The following is an 18004-nucleotide window of genomic DNA, read 5'->3' as shown; positions in this document are numbered from 1 at the left end:
ACGGGAACGGTGTCCCGAAAAGATCATGCTCAAACAAAGAGATGAGGTCATGACGCGCTTCCTCCTGCATCATGAGCTCGGGGGCCAATTTTCCGGCCAATAGGGCATCCGGAAGGCTTCGCTTCGGGTATCGTTGGGATTGGGCAGGCGCGATGTGCGCGCCGTTCCGGTGGATGACAAGATGACGGTGACAGTCAAGAAAGTCGGCGTGATCGGTGCGGGCCAGATGGGCAACGGCATTGCGCATGTGGCCGCGCTGGCCGGTTTCGACGTGGTGCTCAACGATGTGTCCGCCGAGCGGCTCAAGTCAGGGCTGGCGACCATCAACGGCCACCTGACCCGCCAGGTCTCCAAGAAGACCATCTCCGACGCCGACCGCAAGCAGGCGCTCGACCGCATCACGCCAGCCGAGACGCTCGATGCGCTGGCGGATTGCGATCTTGTGATCGAGACCGCAATCGAAAAGGAAGAGACCAAGCGCAAGATCTTCCACGATGTCTGCGCCGTGCTGAAGCCGGAGGCGATCATCGCCTCCAACTCCTCATCGATCTCGATCACGCGGCTCGCGGCGTCGACCGATCGCCCCGAGCGCTTCATCGGCATTCACTTCATGAATCCGGTGCCGGTGATGGAGCTCGTCGAGCTGATCCGCGGCATCGCGACCGACGATGTGACGTTCGATACCGCGAAGGCCTTCGTTGCCAAGCTCGGCAAGCAGGTCGCGGTGTCGGAGGATTTTCCCGCCTTCATCGTCAACCGCATTCTGTTGCCGATGATCAACGAGGCGATCTACACGCTCTATGAGGGCGTCGGCAACGTCGAGGCGATCGACGCCGCGATGAAGCTCGGTGCGCATCATCCGATGGGGCCGCTCGAGCTCGCCGATTTCATCGGCCTCGACACCTGCCTGTCGATCATGCAGGTGCTGCATGAGGGTCTGGCCGACTCCAAATACCGGCCGTGTCCGCTGCTGGTGAAATATGTCGAGGCCGGCTGGCTCGGGCGTAAAACCCAGCGCGGCTTCTACGACTATCGCGGCGATAAGCCGATCCCGACGCGGTAATTCCGCTATCAGCTCTCGGGCTGGCGATGCGTCCGCCCGACGCGGCGCGCTCTTACCGGCCGTTAACCCCTCCGCGCTATGCCCTCCGTACTTGCAAGCCGGAGTTGGGAATACCGCGTATGGACACAATGAGCATGGTCACTAGAGCGGGTCCCGACCGGATTGAATCGTTTGGGATTCCCAAATCGGGCTGGTTCTGATTCAAGCTGCCTGCCGGTGAAGGAGGCCGGCGGGTATGGCAGCATCTCTTTCAGTCGATCTTCGCAAGCGTGTGGTCGGCGCCGTTGAGGGCGGCATGTCGTGTCGAGCGGCTGCGGCGCACTTCCGTGTGGGAGTATCGAGCGCGATCCGTTGGGTGGCGCAAGCGCGCGCGACGGGCGAGGTGACGCCAAAGCCGCAGGGCGGCGACCGACGCTCCCAGGCGATCGAAGCGCAGGCCGAGCGCATCCTTGCGCTGCTTGCGACCAGGCCGGACAGCACGTTGGAGGAGCTGAAGGCGGCGCTCGCGGCCGATGGACACGTCTTCAGCGTCTCGGCGTTGTCGCGCTTCTTTCAGCGCCGCAAGATCACGCTCAAAAAAAGACCGCGCACGCCGCCGAACAGGAGCGGCCAGACGTCCTAAAGAAGCGGGAGCAATGGTTCGATGGCCAGATCGACCTCGATCCCGACAAGCTCGTCTTCATTGATGAGACATGGGCGTCGACCAATATGGCGCGAACCCGCGGGCGGGCGCCTCGCGGCGAACGGCTGCATGCCGCCATTCCGCACGGCCACTGGAAGACGACGACCTTCGTCGCCGGCCTGCGGCTGTCAGGCATGGTCGCGCCGATGGTTCTTGATGGACCGATCAATGGGCGCGCGTTCCAGGCCTATGTCGATCAGGTGCTGGTCCCCGAATTGCGGAAAGGCGATATCGTCATCATGGACAATCTCGGCAGCCATAAGGGCGCCGGCGTGCGCGCGGCGATCGAGGCTGCCGGCGTAAAGCTCCTCTATCTTCCGCCCTACAGCCCCGACCTCAATCCGATCGAGAACGCCTTCGCCAAGCTGAAAGCGCTGCTGCGCACGGCTGCCGCGCGCACCGTCGAAGGCTTGTGGAGCGCAATCGGGCGCTGCCTCGACTGCTTCACGTCCCGCGAATGCGTCAACTACTTCAAAGCCGCTGGATACGAGCCAACCTGATCGGGAACCGCTCTAGCATCTTGTCGATGCAGCAGGGCAACCTGCAGGGCCAGATCGCGACCCGGCTGACCAAGCAGAACCTCGATGCGGAGAAATTCGCGGTTCAGACCCTGCTCGGCACGCCCTCGACCGCCAATCTGGCGCCCGGCGTCGGCGGCAACCTCAACGTCACGGCCTGACACCCACCGCCTGAAATCTAGAATCCGGCCGGGGCCGGCTGCACCGCAGCCTTGACCAGCTTGATGGCGTCGTCGCTGGCCCACTCGGCGGGCCCGGCGATATTGGCGATTTCGCAGCCCTTGGCGTCGACCAGCACCGAGGTCGGCATTCCCAATGCCTTGCCTATGTTCTTAAGATCCTGAAAAACCTTGGCTTTCTGGTCGCTGAAATAGCTGAGATTGGTCAGGTTGGCGTCTTTCAGGAAATTCTTCGGCTTGTCGGGGTCGCGGGTATCGATGTTGATCGCGACCACCTCGAAATCCTTGCCGCCGAGCTTGGTTTGCAGGCTGTCGAGCGCCGGCATCTCCTTGCGGCAGGGCACGCACCAGGTCGCCCACAGGTTCACCAGCACCGTCTTGCCGCGCCAGTCCGAAAGCTTCCTCGGCTGGCCGTTGGCGTCCTCGAAGGTGAGATCCGGCAGCTTGAGAGGCGTGGTCGCCATGGTCAGCGCCGCGACCTCGCCATGAGCCAGCGGGGCGATCTTCTTGGCCAGGTCCACCGCCCCATTGCAGGCCACATCGCCGCCGGGATGCTTAAGGTTGGAGACGGCGACGTAGCCGATCACGGCTCCAATCAGCACCGCGCCCAGCACGAGCGGAATCCGGCGCGTGGCGGCAGGCTTGGGAGGGGTCGTCTCGGGCATATCGTTTGTCATCCTGGGGCAGTTATGGCTATGCAGTGCCGGGAATTACGATCGGAACCGCCGCGCTGTTTCGCCGCTCCGGCACGAAACAGCGTGGCCTCAAATACAAAGTCGTGAGCGAGAAGTCATGAGCAACAAGATGTGGGGCGGACGGTTCTCTGAGCGTCCCGACGCGATCATGGAGGAAATCAACGTCTCCATCGACGTCGATCGTCACCTTTATGCCCAGGACATCGCCGCGTCCAAGGCCCACGCCGCCATGCTGGCCGCGCAAGGCATCATCACCGCTGCTGATGCGAAAAATATCCGCAAAGGTCTAGACACGATTTTGTCAGAGATCGGCAGGAGCGATTTCGACTTCAAGCGCGCGCTCGAGGACATCCATATGAATGTCGAGTCGCGGCTGTCCGAACTGATCGGACCGGCCGCCGGCCGGCTGCACACCGCGCGCTCGCGCAACGATCAGGTCGCGACCGATTTCCGGCTCTTTGTCCGCGACACGATCGACGAGACTGATGCGGCGCTGGCTGCATTCCAGACGGTGCTGGTGGCACGCGCGGAGGAGCATGCCGGAACCGTGATGCCGGGCTTCACCCATCTGCAGACCGCGCAGCCGGTGACCTTCGGCCATCATCTGCTCGCCTATGTCGAGATGGCTGGCCGCGACCGCGGCCGCTTCGCCGATGCGCGCAAGCGGCTGAACGAATCGCCGCTCGGGGCTGCCGCGCTTGCCGGCACCTCGTTTCCGATCGACCGTGCCGCCACAGCCAAGGCGCTCGGCTTCGACCGTCCGATGGCCAACTCGCTCGATGCGGTGTCCGACCGCGATTTCGTGCTGGAGACGCTGTCGGCGGCCGCGATCTGCGCCGTGCACATGTCACGTTTTGCCGAGGAGATCGTGATCTGGACCTCGCCGCTGGTCGGCCTGGTCAGGCTGAGCGACAAGTTCACCACCGGCTCCTCGATCATGCCGCAGAAGCGCAACCCTGATGCCGCCGAGCTGGTGCGCGCCAAGACCGGCCGCGTGATTGGCGCGCTCACCGCGCTGCTGATCGTGATGAAGGGCCTGCCGCTCGCCTATCAAAAGGACATGCAGGAGGACAAGCAAGGCGCGATGGAGGCATTCGCCGCGCTGTCGCTCGCGATCCGCGCCATGACCGGCATGGTCGAGGACCTCGTGCCGGACGAGGCACGCATGAAGGCCGCCGCCGGCGAGGGCTACGCCACCGCGACCGATCTCGCCGACTGGCTGGTGCGCAGCCTGAAAATGCCGTTCCGCGACGCCCACCACGTCACTGGGCGGATCGTCGCACTCGCCTCGGAACAGGGCGTGGCGCTGCACGAATTGCCGCTGGCGGCGATGCAGGAGGTCGAGCCGAAGATCACGGCCGACGCACTGAAGGTGCTCAGCGTCGAGTCGTCGGTGAAGAGCCGGACCTCGTTCGGCGGCACGGCGCCGAAGAATGTGCTGGCGCAGGCCAAGGCTTGGGCCAAGCGGCTGGAAAAAGAGCGAAAATTGGGCTGAACGGGAAATTTCGCTGTCATTTCGAGGCCGCCCGGGTCTCGCCAGAGCGTGGCAATGTTTGTATGGTGCAGCCCGAATTGGGGATTTTCGTCGTGACCAGCAAGACAAGCCTGACCCCGTCGGGATGGGCCATCATTGTGCTGAGCGCAGCCGCGCTCGTGCTCGGCGGCTGCGGCCGCAAGGGACCGCTCGACCTGCCGCCGACGGCGTCGAACGCCGCTCCGACCGCGCAGGTGAACGGCGACACCGAGACCGAGCGCGCCAGCCAGCCGAGCGTGTTCAACCCGACCTATGGGGCGGATGCCGGGCCGAGCGCGCCGAAAGGCAGCAAGAAGTCCTTTATCCTCGACCCGCTGCTCGGTAATTAATTCGACAACCAAAAGCGTGTCATGAACCATTTCGACTATCGCAACGGCGTGCTGCACGCCGAGGCGGTCAATCTCATTGAGCTTGCGGAAGCCATCGGCACGCCGTTCTACTGCTATTCGACGGCGACGCTGGAGCGGCACTACCGCGTCTTCTCCGAAGCCTTCGCCGGTGAGAACAGCCTCGTCTGCTACGCGATGAAGGCGAACTCCAACCAGTCGGTGCTGCGCACGCTGGCTGGGCTCGGCGCCGGCGCCGACGTGGTGTCGGGCGGCGAGTTGAAGCGGGCGCTCGCCGCGGGCTTCCCGGCCTCCAAGATCCTGTTCTCCGGCGTCGGCAAGACCGAGGCCGAGCTGCGCGCCGCGCTCGCCGCCGATATCCTCTGCATCAACATCGAGTCCGAGCCGGAGCTCGAGCTGTTGTCGCGGCTTGCGGTCGAGATGGGCAAGACCGCGCGCATCTCGGTGCGCGTCAATCCTGACGTCGATGCCGGCACGCATGCGAAGATCTCGACCGGCAAGTCCGAGAACAAATTCGGCATTCCGCTGAGCCGCGCCCGCGAGGTCTATGCCCGCGCGGCGAAGCTGCCCGGCATCAAGGTCACCGGCACCGACGTCCATATCGGCAGCCAGATCACCGATCTCGGGCCGCTGGAGACCGCCTTCCGGCTACTCGCCGAATTCGTGCAGACGCTGCGCGCCGACGGCCACACCATCTCGCACATCGACTTCGGCGGCGGCCTCGGCATTCCCTATTATATGGACCGCGCCGCGCCGCCGGCGCCCGACGCCTATGCCGCGATGGTCAAGCGCGTGACGCACAATCTCGGCTGCACGCTGATGTTCGAGCCGGGTCGGCTGATCGTCGGCAATGCCGGCATCCTCGTCGCCCGCGTGATCTACGTGAAGCAGGGCGAGGCGAAGAATTTCGTCATCATCGATGCCGCGATGAACGACCTGATCCGTCCGACGTTGTACGAGGCCTATCACGACATCCTCCCGGTGCGGGAGCCCGCGAAGGGCGCGCCGAGCATCGTCGCCGATGTGGTCGGGCCGGTCTGCGAGACCGGTGACTATCTGGCGCTGGATCGCTCGCTGCCGCAGCCCAAGCCCGGCGATCTCCTGGCGATCATGACCGCCGGCGCCTATGGCGCGGTGCAGTCCGGCACCTACAACACGCGTGCGCTGGTGCCGGAAGTGCTGGTCAAGGACGACCAGTACGCGGTGGTCCGCCCGCGCATCGACATCGATGCACTGATCGCGATGGACAAGCCGGCGCCGTGGTTGTGAGGCCACAGCGCGTGCCACATCAACGGTGTCGTCCTGGCGAAGGCCGGGACCTATAACCACCGACTCTGATTGCTATGCTGAGCTGGGGCTCCGGCTTCTGTCACCACCAAGACTCGTGGCTATGGGTCCCGGCTTTCGCCGGGACGACAGCTGTTACTTGAGTTGTTACTTGGCGGCGTGATGACCTCTTCCACCACCCACGATCACGCCGGCGGCCTTCTCGATCGGCTTGATCGCGGCGGTGAAATCGGACTCCGGTCCCTCCTCGCGGATGACGGTTTCCCAGAGTCGGCCGACTGCTTCGGCAACCTCCATCGACAGTCCGAGCGATCTCATCTCCTCGACCGCGAGCCGCACGTCCTTCACCATCAGTCCGGTGGCGAAGCCGAAGTCGAAGCTGCGCGGCAGCACCGAGCGCGGAAACTTGTCGCGGCTTGCGGTGTTGAGCCCCGAGCCCGCATTGATGACGTCGATCATCACCGCCGGATCGAGCCCTGACTTCACGCCCATCACCACGGCTTCGGAGGTTGCGACCATCGCGGTCGCTGACAGAAAGTTGTTGGCGAGCTTCATGGTCTGGCCGGAGCCGGGCTTGGTGCCGATGAAGAACACCTTGCCGATGATGTCGAGCGCCGGCTTCACCAGCTCGAAATCGGCTTTCGGGCCCGACACCATCACCGCAAGCGTGCCCTTCTCGGCGCCGGAGACGCCGCCGGAGACCGGGCTGTCGATCTGCACGATGTTCTTCTTTGCCAGCAGATCGTGAATCCTGACCGCCATCTGCGAACCGACGGTCGAGAGATCGATGAAGCGCTTGACGCGTGTGCCCTCGATCACGCCGCCCGGGCCGGTCGCGACGTCGAGCGAAGCCTGCAGTGACGGCAGGCTGGCCATCACGGTGTCGACCCGGTCGGCGATGTCTTTCGGCGACGATCCCGCCGTAGCGCCGAGTGCGACGAGCTGGTCGACGGCATCCTTGCGGGTGTCGAACACGGTGAGCTTGTGACCGGCCTCGATCAGCCGGCGCGCCATCGGGAAGCCCATCTTCCCGAGGCCGATGAATCCGATGTCCATAGGTCGTTTCCTCTACATTGTGACGCGATGTTGTCGCGCGCTAAGCAGCCTGGCGCCGATCTCGATGTCGTTCTCGCGAACGCAGGAACCCAAACCTCGGGACCGAATTGTCCCGTTCAGCCGGGGCCACGGCCGCCGGAGCGGTCCCGTGCTGCGGCTATGGGCCCTGCGTCGCGGTGGGCCCGTCATCGGGCGCGCGTTCGCGCGACCCGTTGGCTTGCCCGGCACGACAGCGAGGGAGCAGTGCCTGTGTCACGCCTTGTCGAGCTCGGCGAACACTTCGCGCGCGATGCGGAAGCTGTCGACGCCGGCGGGGATGCCGGCATAGATCGACACCTGCATGAAGATCTCGCGAATCTCGTCGCGGGTGACGCCGTTGGTCAGCGCGCCCTTGATGTGCGCCTTCAATTCGTGCGGCCGGTTGAGGATCGAGATCATGGCGAGGTTCAGCATGCTGCGCGTCTTGCGCGGCAGCTCCTCGCGGCCCCACACCGCGCCCCAACAATATTCCGTGACCAGTTCCTGGAACGGCTTGTTGAAGCTGTCGGAATTCTTCAGCGCATTGTTGACATAGGCCTCGCCGAGCACCGCCTTTCGGATCTCAAGCCCCTTGTCGTGCGTTTTCTGGTCCATGATGTTCCTTACCTTGATGCGATGGTTCGGCCGGGACGTTACGGGGTGGAGACGCCGCAGTCACGCCTTCGTGTTATGCGAAATTCCCGGTGTGGGCTACGCCCCGAAGCGGGTGCCTCAATGGTGCCGCTGTGCTACGCTGACCTGCCCGGTAACCCGGAGATTTGATTGAGCGGCGCCAACCTCGACCCGTCAGAGACTACGTTACGCGCCGCGCGCGACAGCGAGGCGATCGCGCGGCTGAAACTGACACAGGCTCTGCAACGGGCAAAATTCGCGATCGCGTGGGAACGGGCCTGGCCGCATCTGGCGCGGTTCCTCACGGTCGCCGGTCTGTTCCTGGTCGCTTCATGGGCCGGGCTATGGCTGGTGTTGCCGTTTGTCGCGCGGGTCGCCGGCACGACCCTGTTCGGGCTCGCCGCGCTGGCGGCGCTGGTGCCGCTGCTGCGTTTCCGCTGGCCGACCCGCGAGGAGGGCCTGAGCCGGCTCGATCGCGGCGCCGGCATCCGCCATCGTCCGGCGACCACCCTGTCCGACACGGTCACGAGCCAGGATCCGTTCACGCTGGCGCTGTGGCAGGCGCAGCGCGAGCGCACGCTGGCCTCGATCAGGCGCATCCGCGCCGGTCTGCCGCGGCCGCGCGTCGCGCTTCATGATCCCTGGGCGCTGCGTGCGCTGGTGATCGTGATGATGGTCGCGACCTATATCGCGGCCGGCGACGAGCGCGGCCTGCGCGTCGGCTCGGCCTTCGACTGGAACGGCATCATGGCGCCGGCCAACATCCGCGTCGATGCCTGGGTGACGCCGCCGAACTACACCGGCAGGCCGCCGATCATCCTGTCGAATGCCAACAAGGATGCCGCTGCGGCCGACAACGGCCCGCTGGCGGTGCCGGCGGGCAGCACGCTCCTGGTGCGCTCCAGCGGCGGCGCCATCGACGTCGTGGCCGGCGGTGGCGTGACCGAGGTCGCGGCCGCCGAGGAGGCACCCAAGGGCACCAGCGAGCGTCATTTCAAGATCGCCGGCGACGGCACCGCCCATGTCCGGGCGCCGGCCGGACAGCCGCAGTGGAAGTTCACCGCGATCCCCGACCGTGCGCCGAGCATCGCACTCGCCAAGGATCCGGAGCGGCAGGCGCACGGCGCACTGCAAATGTCCTACAGGCTCGAGGACGATTACGGCGTCACCGAAGCCCATGCGCAATTTGCCGCACGCCCGAGCGAGATGCCGAAAGACCCGAGCCGCGACGGCGACAAGGCTGCGGAGCCGCGGCCCCTGTTCCAGCCGCCGCAATTCCCGCTGGTGCTGCCCAACGCGCGGACCCGCAACGGCGTCGGCCAGACTGTGAAGGATCTCAGCGAGGATCCCTACGCAGGCGCCGAGGTGACGCTGACATTGACGGCGAAGGATGAGGCCGGCAACGAGGGCAAGAGCGAGCCGTTCAACATGCGGCTTCCCGAGCGCGTGTTCACCAAACCGCTGGCGCGCGCGTTGATCGAGCAACGCCGGATCCTGGCGCTGGACGCCAACCAGAACGGGCAGGTGTTCGCCGCGCTCGACGGGCTGATGATCGCGCCCGAGATGTTCACGCCGGAGGCCGGCTATTATCTCGGCCTCTACAATGTGAGCCGGCAGCTCGAGGCGGCGCGCACCGACGACCAGTTGCGCGAGGTCGTCGCCAGCATGTGGGCGCTGGCCGTCACCATCGAGGACGGCAACATCTCCGACGTCGACAAGGCGCTGCGTGCAGCGCAGGACGCGCTCAAGCAGGCGCTGGAGCGCGGCGCCAGCGACGAGGAGATCAAGAAGCTGACCGACAATCTGCGCGCCGCGCTGGACAATTTCCTGCGCGAGCTCGCCGAGCAGTCCCGCAACAATCCGCAAGCGTTGGCACGGCCGCTCGATCCCAACACGAAGACGCTGAGCCAGCAGGATCTCAAGAACATGCTGGACCGCATGGAGCGGCTGTCGCGTTCCGGCGACAAGGAGGCTGCGAGGCAGCTCCTCGATCAGATGCAGCAGATGCTGGAAAATCTGCAGATGGCGCAGCCGGGGCAGGGCGACAACGACATGGAGCAGGCGCTCAACGAGCTCGGCGACATGATCCGCAAGCAGCAGCAGTTGCGCGACAAGACCTTCAAACAGGGTCAGGATTCGCGGCGTGACCGGATGCGCGGCAAGCAGGGTGACCAGTCGATGTCCGACCTGCAGCAGGATCAGCAGGCGCTGCGCGACCGGCTGAAGAAGCTGCAGGAGGAGCTCGCCAAGCGCGGCATGGGAGCGGATCAGCGCGGCCAGAAGGGCCAGCGCGGCGACCAGGCGCAGCAGGGTCAACAGGGACAACAGGGCGAGCAAGGCGGCGACCAGGCCGATGACGGCGACGGGCTCGACCAGGCCGATTCCGCGATGGGCGATGCCTCCGGGCGGCTCGGCGAAGGTAATGCCGATGGCGCGGTGGATTCGCAGGGACGCGCGCTCGATGCGCTGCGCAAGGGCGCCCAGAGCCTCGCTGAGGCCATGCAGCAGGGCGATGGCGACCAGCCGGGTAACAGCCCCGGCAACCGCGCCGGCCGCCAGCAGAGCGGTGGCAACCAGACCGACCCGCTGGGCCGGCCGCTGCACGGCCGCGAATTCGGCGACGACTATACGGTAAAGGTCCCCGGCGAGATCGACGTGCAGCGCGTGCGCCGGATCCTGGAGGAACTGCGCCGCCGCCTCGCCGATCCGTCACGGCCGCAGAACGAGCTCGATTACATCGAGCGGCTGTTGAAGGATTACTGAGCGGAACCGCACCCCACACTGTCGCCACCCGCAGAGGCGGATGGCCTAGTATTCCAGAGACACCAGCACTTGAATCGAGGCGCCGCGGCGCACTGGATGCCCCGCATGCGCGGGCCATGACGAGGGTGGGTGTGACGAGCCGCTCCGTCCGAAATTTGACACTCGTCATGCGCGGGCTTGACCCGCGCATCCGTCAAGGTTCGGAACAACCATTTCGTGACGGACTGCCGGGTTATCCCGATTGGATCGCGAAGCGGCGCCCGGCAATCACGCGCCGCTAAACCCTCCGCGCTGCCAGCGCGTCCGCCACCGCAGTGCGGATATCGGCTACCGAGAACGGCTTCGTCACGACGTCATGCACGATCGCATTGAGGCCGGAGGCGCGCTCGCGCTGGTGGGCAAAGCCGGTCATCAGCAGGATCTTCAGCTCGGGAAAGTCGCGCGCCGTGGTGAGCGCTAGCGCGATGCCGTCCATCACCGGCATCTGGATGTCGGTGAGCAGCAGGTCGAACGCGCCCTGATCGCGGGTCAGGATATCGAGCGCCTCGGCGCCATCCTGCGCGGTCACGGTCTCGTGGCCGTCCATCGCGATCGCGCGCGCCACCAGCGAGCGCATCGAGTCTTCATCGTCGGCAATCAGGACACGCGGCATGACGATCAATCGGTTGGCGGGGCGATCTTTCGGCGGTCTCAGGCGCGGCCGCCGATCAGATCCCGCTTGTTGAAGAAACGTACGTCGATATTGCGGCCTTCGGACGGCGGCGAGGCGAGGCGCGATTTGAAGAAAGCGCGTTCGCCGGGCTTGAGCACCGACTGCTCCAATACCGCGTTCCAGGCGTAGATCTCGCTGCCGTGCGCGTCGCGGACCGAAAAGCGCAGTCGTGGCAGTTCGACCGGCTTGCGGGTTTGCCCGACGATCATGCCTTCGATCACCAGCACCGGCTTGCCGTCGAGGGTCTCGTTGGTGACCTTGATGTCCTTGAATGCGAGCCCGCGCAAATTCACCTCGAGCCCGACCATCTTATAGAACAGCGCCGTTTGCGGCAGCAGGCGCACCACATCATTGCGCCAGACCAGCAGTGCAACGAGCAGCGCCGCCATCGCCGTGCAGGAGGTCGGCAGGGCACCGACCACAGGCATGAAGGGAATCCGCGGCAACGACGGTAGGCGGAACTGGCGCGGACGGAACAGGGTCGGCAGGCGAAGGCGGCGGCGCCGGGTTCCGTCGGCAACCTGGACGTCGCCACGGACCGCCGCATCTTCCTTGGCCACCGCCGGCCAGTCCCCTACGGCACTATCGCCCTCGGCGGGCCAATCGGCGGAGATCGAGGGACTCTCGACCACGGGGGTCGCTTCCGCGTCCTCCTCCCGGGCCATCGCCTCCCATTCGGCGGCCGCGGAGCCGGCATAAGGGTCGGCTGCCGCCATGGTCGACACCGCGGCCCCGACCGCATCCTCCGGCCGCGCCAGCCAAACTTCCTTGCAGCGGGAACAGCGGACGGTGCGTCCGGCCTCGCCGAGGGTGGCCAGCTTGATGGCGTAAGATGTTGTACAATACGGGCAAACGATGTGCATGGAGCCGAATCTTCACCGTGTCTCTGCCCGGATGCTACCCAGCGACTGTTAACGAATCGGAAACCATAACCGACGCACAAGGCTGCTGGGCGGTCCGCCGCCGGTTCGCCGGCAGGTGGGCCCGTTGTGCAGGGTTTCGGGCTGTTGCCCATCTCGAACGGAGCTAGTGCTTTGGTTCGGTTCGAACATGTCGGTTTGCGCTACGGGCTCGGCCCGGAGATCCTGCGCGACCTCTCCTTCGTGATCCCGGCGCACTCGTTCCAGTTCCTCACCGGACCGTCGGGGGCGGGGAAGACCTCGCTGCTGAGGCTGTTGTTCCTGTCGTTGCGGCCGACGCGCGGGCTGGTCAATCTGTTCGGCAAAGACGTCTCCCTGCTCAACAAGGACCAGGTCGCTGATCTGCGCAAGCGCATCGGTATTGTGCTGCAGGACTTCCGCCTGCTCGACCACATGACGACCTACGAGAACGTGGCGCTGCCGTTCCGCGTGATGGGACGGGAGGAATCGAGCTACCGCCGCGAGGTGATCGATCTGCTGAAATGGGTCGGCCTCGGCGAGCGCATGGACGCGCTGCCGCCGATCCTGTCGGGCGGCGAGAAGCAGCGCGCCGCGATCGCGCGCGCCGTGATCTCGCGGCCGCAACTGCTGCTGGCGGACGAGCCGACCGGCAGCGTCGATCCGACGCTCGGGCGTCGCCTGCTGCGGCTGTTCATCGAGCTCAACAAATCCGGCACCGCCGTCATCATCGCGACCCATGACATCACGCTGATGGATCAGTACGAGGCGCGGCGGCTGGTGCTGCACCAGGGACGGTTGCACGTCTATGAATAGGAGCGAGGAGCAGGTGTCGCTGGTGGATCTCGGGCGCGAGCGCCCGCAGGTGCCGGCGACGGCGCGCAATATGTCGCCGATCGTGCCGCGCGCTTCGATCGCCGGCCGCGCGCTGGTCGCGGTCGTCGCGATCATGACCTTCCTGGCCTCGATCACGACCGGCACCGTGCTGCTGGTCAGCGCATCGGCGGCAGAATGGCAGTCGGAGGTCGGAAGCGAGATCACTATCCAGGTGCGTCCCGCGGCCGGCCGCGACCTCGACCGCGACGTGCAGGCGACGGTCGACGCGATGCGGGCGCAACCGGGCATTCTCGATGTTCGCCCGTTCACCAAGGAGGAGTCGGCCAAGCTGCTCGAGCCGTGGCTCGGTAGCGGTCTCTCGATCGACGAATTGCCGGTGCCGCGCGTCATCGTGGCGCGGGTGCAGCCCGGCGCGACGCTCGATCTCGCCGCGCTGCGCACGCGGGTGACGCAGGCCGCGCCGACCGCCAGCGTCGACGATCACCGCGCCTGGATCGAGCGCATGCGCTCCATGACCGGCGCCACGGTATTTGCCGGCGTCGGCATCCTCATTCTCGTCATCGTCGCCACCATCATCTCGGTCTCGTTCGCCACCCGCGGCGCGATGGCTGCCAACCGCCCGATTGTCGAGGTGCTGCATTTCGTCGGTGCCGGCGACAGCTACATCGCCAACCGCTTCCTGCGGCATTTTCTCAGGCTCGGTCTCGAAGGCGGGCTAATCGGCGGCGGCGCCGCGATGCTGGCCTTCGGCTTCTCCGAATCGATCGCCAACTGGTTCTCCGGCACGCCGGTCGGCGACCAGTTTGCGGCGCTGCTCGGCACCTTTTCCCTGCGCCCGTCCGGCTATCTGGCGCTGGCCGCGCAGGCGGTGCTGATCGCCGCGATCACCGCCTGGGCGTCGCGCCGCACGCTGTTTGCAACACTCGATGATATCGACTGACGGTTGCGCGGTCGCGATCATGGATGCCGCCTTCGTGATCCCTGCGCTCATCACGCGTGACTTCGCAGCGCGGCTGCTTCGCTTCTGTCGCGGGGAAACCGGTTTCCACTTTTTCGGATCATGCTCTAAAATCGCCCGGAGGGAAGGGTATCGCATCATATGAGTTCGCAGACCGACGATACGTCGCTCGACAGCCGTGCCGCGCCCCCGCGGGGCCGGCTGCGCGCGGCCGTGGTCGCCTCGCTGGCGCTGGCGTTCGTCGCCGCGGCGGTCGGCTTCGTCGGCTTTCTGTCGCAATTGCGGGGCGCCGAGACCGATCCACCGCACGATGCCGACGGCATCGTGGTGCTGACCGGCGGCTCGTCGCGGGTGTCGGACGCGATGGAGCTGCTGGCGGCGGGTTACGGCAAGCGGCTGCTGATCTCGGGCGTGCATCCGACCAACGGCGCGCATGACATCTCGCGCTCGGTGCCGGACAGCCAGGGGCTGATGAGTTGCTGCGTCGATCTCGACCGCTCCGCGGTGAACACCCGCAGCAATGCAGCGGAAACGCGTCGCTGGGTGCGCGAGCGCGGCTTCAAGTCGCTGATCGTGGTGACCTCGAACTACCACATGCCGCGCGCCATCGTGGAACTGTCGCACGCGATGCCGGATGTCACGCTGATCCCGTTCGCGGTGGTCGGTGACAAATGGCGCGACGAGCCCTGGTGGACGAGTGGCGCGACCTTCCGGCTGCTGCTATCGGAATACGCCAAATACGTCGCCGCGGAGGTGCGGGTGCGGCTCGCCGATGTCGGCCTCGACCCGACCTTCGATCTCGGCGAGCCGGCGGCCACGCCGCGCCCCCCGACCACGGCGCAGGCCAATTGATGTTTTTGGCACCGTCATTCCGGGATGGTGCGCAAGCACCAGACCTCGGATACACACTTGTGTATCGGGGAATCTCGAGATTCCGGGTTCGCTGCGCGCTCCGGAATGACCGGTGACTTCACAAGGGATAGCCGTTGAGATGACTTCGATCTTCCTGCGCTCACTCGTCTTCAACGTGCTGTTCTACCTGGTGCTGGTGGTGCTCTGTATCATCGCGATCCCGACGCTGCTGCTGCCGCGGCCGGCGCTGATGGCGCTGGAGGCGACCTGGGCCAACACCAGCCTGTTCCTGATGCGCGTGGTCTGTAACATCAGGATCGAATTTCGCGGCGTCGAGAAGATTCCGAAAGGGCCGCTGCTGATTGCCTCCAAGCATCAGTCGTTCTGGGAAACCTTTGCGCTGGCGCGCTTCTTCGAGCATCCGCTGTTCATCCTCAAGCGCGAGCTGATGATGATCCCGGTGTTCGGCTGGCTGCTGAAGAAGGCGGGGATGATCGAGGTTGAGCGCGGCGGCGGCCCGCGCTCGCTGCTCAAGACGCTGAAGCGCGCGGCGGCCGAGGTGAAGCTTGGCCGCCAGCTCGTCATCTTTCCGGAAGGCACCCGCACTGCGCCCGGCGCACCACCGGCCTACAAGGCCGGCGTCGCCCAGATCTACGTCGAGAGCGGCGTGCCGTGCCTGCCGGTCGCACTCAACTCCGGACTGTTCTGGCCGCGCCGCACCTTCATGCGCTATCCGGGAACGCTGGTGGTCGAATTTCTCGATCCGTTGCCGCCGGGCTTGCCGCGCGACGAATTCATGGCCCGCCTGCGCGACCAGATCGAAACTGCCACCAGCCGCATCGTCGACGCCGCCCGCGCCGAGCAGGCGCAACTGTTCGGCGGCGAGCCGAGCCCGGCGAAGGGTTAGAGCGGGGCTCCCTCCACAAATCGTCACACCCGGCCTTGTCCGGGACATTCACGTTTTGGCTGCTTGCATCTACAAAGACCTGGACGTCCGGGACAGATCGGGCCGATACGATGAGAGGCGATTGGCTGCAGGCGGACTGCGACCCGTCGGCCGCACGGGATTTGTTTGTGTAGCCAGGCACGTTGGCAACCATCCCGGTTCTGCTACGCTACAATCGTTCTTGTCATCATAAGCAACGCCGGTGAAACGCGATGAAACTGGGTGCTGCGACAGCCGTTATATTAATCTCGTTTTCACTCCCTGCGACCGCACAGCCTGGCGGTGCCACCCTCTATGCGCAACGCTGCGCGCAGTGTCATGACAGCAGCAACAAGGATGTGCGCGCGCCAAGTCGCGCCGCACTGCAATCAAGATCGTTCGGTGAGGTTCTGGGTGCGATCGCCACAGGCACGATGGCGTCTTTCGCGCAGGGGCTGACCAATGACGAGCGGGTGGCTATCGCCTCTCTCGTCACCGGAAAGGTCGCTTCGCATGCGGCGACGGAGAATGTAGGCCAATGCGCATCGAGCGAGGTCGGATTTCCGCAAGCGGTCAATGGGCCGCGGTGGAACGGTTGGGGCGCGGATCTCAACAACACGCGGTTTCAGCCGGCGGCGATGGCCGGGCTCGCGCGAGACGAGGTCCCTCAGTTACGTCTGAAATGGGCGTTCGGATTTCCTGACACGTCCAACGCCTACGCTCAACCGACTGTCGTCGGCGGCTTGCTGTTCGTCGGTGGCGGCGACCGGAAGGTCCACGCCCTCGACGCGAAAAGCGGATGCACCCGCTGGACTTTTCCGACCGAGGCGCCGGTGCGCGCCGCCATCAGTTTTGCCCCGCTCGATAACGGCGAATTTGCCGTCTTCTTTGGCGACGTGCATGCCAACGTCTACGCCGTCAATGCGGCGACCGGCACGCTGATCTGGAAGATCAAGGTCGACGATCATCCAGCCGCCCGGATTACCGGTGCACCAAGCGTCTATTCCGGCGCTGTTTATGTCGGGGTTTCATCGATCGAGGAGGCTACGGGGTCGCGCCCCACCTATCAATGCTGCACGTTTCGCGGCAGCGTCGTTGCGCTGAAGGCCGAGACCGGCGCACAGATTTGGAAAGCCTATACCATCCCTGAAGCGGCGCATCCCACGCGGACGAACGCCATCGGAACGCAGCTCTTCGGTCCGGCCGGAGCGTCGGTTTGGTCCGCACCGACAATCGATGTTCAGCGCCAGGCGCTCTATGTCGCGACATCGAACAGCTATTCCGACCCCGCAACCGACACCAGCGATGCCATCCTCGCGTTCGATCTTGCGACCGGCCGAATGCTTTGGCATCAGCAGACTACACCCAAGGACAGCTTCGTCGTTGCGTGTTTCGGCCTCGATCAGAGCAACTGCCCGGAAGATCGTGGCCCCGACCATGACTTTGGACAATCGCCCATCCTGGTGAGCTTGCACGGCGGACAACGCGTGCTGGTCATCGGGCAGAAATCCGGCGTGGTCCACGCGCTGGATCCCGACCATGAAGGCAAGATCGTGTGGCAGACGCGGATCGGCAAGGGCGGCCCGTTAGGAGGGACTGAGTGGGGCTCCGCCGCGGACCAGGACCGAGTCTACGTCGCCAACTCGGATGTGCGGTTCCTTCGTGATGGCACGAGGCGTCTGAATGCAAGTGAAGGCGGAGGCCTGTTCGGCCTTGATCTTGCGACCGGGAAAATCGTGATGCAGGTCGCGCCAGTCGCCTGTGGCGACCGCCCCCAATGCAGTCCCGCCCTGTCCGCAGCGGTCACCGTCATTCCCGGCGTCGTCTTCTCGGGCGGCGTAAGCGGCTTCCTGCGCGCCTACGCGACCGATAGCGCAAGGCTGCTTTGGGAAATCGACACCGCGCGCGACTACACCACGGTGAATGGCGTTGCAGCTCGTGGCGGTGCCATGGATGGACCCGGCCCGATCGTCGTGGACGGCATGCTGTACGTCAATTCCGGCTACGCGCAATGGAGTGGATTGCCCGGCAACGTCCTGTTGGCCTTCGAAGTCGGCAATCCCTGAC

At 65.3% G+C, this 18004-nt stretch carries 17 protein-coding genes; 12 read left to right on the top strand and 5 right to left on the bottom strand.

The window, feature by feature from the left end:
• Positions 1-181 precede the first annotated feature (181 nt).
• The 3 genes from P6U30_RS34445 to P6U30_RS34435 all read left to right on the top strand — a co-directional run bounded on the left by P6U30_RS34445 (position 182) and on the right by P6U30_RS34435 (position 2424).
• On the top strand, positions 182-1063 hold the full coding sequence (locus tag P6U30_RS34445) for a 3-hydroxybutyryl-CoA dehydrogenase (RefSeq protein WP_407167132.1): 882 nt from the start codon (positions 182-184) through the stop codon (positions 1061-1063).
• A gap of 235 nt (positions 1064-1298) precedes the next feature.
• Positions 1299-2245 (top strand): IS630 family transposase gene (locus P6U30_RS34440; RefSeq protein WP_407167131.1). Its coding sequence is split into 2 segments (ribosomal slippage): positions 1299-1635 and positions 1635-2245, totalling 948 coding nucleotides; the frame shifts between segments, so codons are not numbered across the junction.
• A 26-nt stretch (positions 2246-2271) separates the two neighbouring features.
• Positions 2272-2424, top strand: a complete 153-nt coding sequence (locus P6U30_RS34435) for a putative motility protein (protein WP_407167130.1) — start codon at positions 2272-2274, stop codon at positions 2422-2424.
• A 17-nt stretch (positions 2425-2441) separates the two neighbouring features.
• Here the strand turns inward: P6U30_RS34435 and tlpA are convergent, their stop codons facing one another.
• The gene (tlpA, locus tag P6U30_RS34430) at positions 2442-3119 is read right to left on the bottom strand and encodes a thiol:disulfide interchange protein TlpA (RefSeq protein WP_407167129.1); all 678 of its coding nucleotides are present in this window, start codon (positions 3117-3119) and stop codon (positions 2442-2444) included.
• Between the two features lie 115 nt (positions 3120-3234).
• Between tlpA and argH the strand changes: the two genes are divergently transcribed.
• The 3 genes from argH (at position 3235) to lysA (ending at position 6287) form a co-directional block, all read left to right on the top strand.
• Positions 3235-4632, top strand: a complete 1398-nt coding sequence (gene argH, locus P6U30_RS34425; RefSeq protein WP_407167128.1) for an argininosuccinate lyase — start codon at positions 3235-3237, stop codon at positions 4630-4632.
• A 92-nt stretch (positions 4633-4724) separates the two neighbouring features.
• Positions 4725-5000: an LPS translocon maturation chaperone LptM gene (gene lptM / locus P6U30_RS34420; protein WP_407167127.1), complete on the top strand. Its 276-nt coding sequence runs from the start codon at positions 4725-4727 to the stop codon at positions 4998-5000.
• Positions 5001-5021: 21 nt separating this feature from the next.
• The gene (gene lysA, locus P6U30_RS34415) at positions 5022-6287 is read left to right on the top strand and encodes a diaminopimelate decarboxylase (protein WP_407167126.1); all 1266 of its coding nucleotides are present in this window, start codon (positions 5022-5024) and stop codon (positions 6285-6287) included.
• 165 nt (positions 6288-6452) lie between these two features.
• Here the strand turns inward: lysA and P6U30_RS34410 are convergent, their stop codons facing one another.
• On the bottom strand, positions 6453-7361 hold the full coding sequence (locus tag P6U30_RS34410) for an NAD(P)-dependent oxidoreductase (protein WP_407167125.1): 909 nt from the start codon (positions 7359-7361) through the stop codon (positions 6453-6455).
• 252 nt (positions 7362-7613) lie between these two features.
• Positions 7614-7994 carry a carboxymuconolactone decarboxylase family protein gene (locus P6U30_RS34405; RefSeq protein ID WP_407148911.1) on the bottom strand — a complete coding sequence of 127 codons (381 nt, stop codon included), beginning with the start codon at positions 7992-7994 and terminating at the stop codon, positions 7614-7616.
• 168 nt (positions 7995-8162) lie between these two features.
• Here P6U30_RS34405 and P6U30_RS34400 point away from each other — a divergent pair, with 168 nt between their 5' ends.
• Entirely contained in the window at positions 8163-10775 is a 2613-nt protein-coding gene (locus P6U30_RS34400) for a TIGR02302 family protein (RefSeq protein WP_407167124.1), read from the top strand.
• Between the two features lie 277 nt (positions 10776-11052).
• On the opposite strand, the gene P6U30_RS34395 is transcribed toward P6U30_RS34400, so the two are convergent.
• Both P6U30_RS34395 and P6U30_RS34390 read right to left on the bottom strand, forming a co-directional pair.
• Positions 11053-11427 (bottom strand): response regulator, encoded by a 375-nt coding sequence (locus P6U30_RS34395; protein ID WP_407167123.1) that lies wholly within the window; start codon positions 11425-11427, stop codon positions 11053-11055.
• A 38-nt stretch (positions 11428-11465) separates the two neighbouring features.
• On the bottom strand, positions 11466-12350 hold the full coding sequence (locus P6U30_RS34390) for an MJ0042-type zinc finger domain-containing protein (protein WP_407167122.1): 885 nt from the start codon (positions 12348-12350) through the stop codon (positions 11466-11468).
• 171 nt (positions 12351-12521) lie between these two features.
• On the opposite strand from P6U30_RS34390, the gene ftsE reads away from it, so the two are divergent.
• The 5 genes from ftsE to P6U30_RS34365 all read left to right on the top strand — a co-directional run bounded on the left by ftsE (position 12522) and on the right by P6U30_RS34365 (position 18003).
• Positions 12522-13181 (top strand): cell division ATP-binding protein FtsE, encoded by a 660-nt coding sequence (gene ftsE / locus P6U30_RS34385; RefSeq protein ID WP_407148907.1) that lies wholly within the window; start codon positions 12522-12524, stop codon positions 13179-13181.
• Complete coding sequence (locus P6U30_RS34380; RefSeq protein WP_407167121.1) at positions 13174-14142, top strand: cell division protein FtsX; 969 nt, start codon at positions 13174-13176, stop codon at positions 14140-14142. Before ftsE ends, P6U30_RS34380 begins: the two co-directional genes overlap by 8 nt.
• Positions 14143-14301: 159 nt before the next feature.
• Positions 14302-15012, top strand: coding sequence for a YdcF family protein (locus P6U30_RS34375; RefSeq protein WP_407148905.1), 711 nt, complete (start codon positions 14302-14304; stop codon positions 15010-15012).
• 139 nt (positions 15013-15151) lie between these two features.
• The gene (locus P6U30_RS34370; protein WP_407167120.1) at positions 15152-15919 is read left to right on the top strand and encodes a lysophospholipid acyltransferase family protein; all 768 of its coding nucleotides are present in this window, start codon (positions 15152-15154) and stop codon (positions 15917-15919) included.
• Positions 15920-16170: 251 nt separating this feature from the next.
• Positions 16171-18003: a PQQ-binding-like beta-propeller repeat protein gene (locus tag P6U30_RS34365; RefSeq protein WP_407167119.1), complete on the top strand. Its 1833-nt coding sequence runs from the start codon at positions 16171-16173 to the stop codon at positions 18001-18003.
• The last annotated feature ends 1 nt before the right edge of the window (position 18004 follow it).

This window comes from Bradyrhizobium sp. ORS 111 (assembly GCF_045571485.1).
Classification (GTDB): Bacteria; Pseudomonadota; Alphaproteobacteria; order Rhizobiales; family Xanthobacteraceae; genus Bradyrhizobium.
This window is presented reverse-complemented; position numbering and strand designations above follow the sequence as displayed.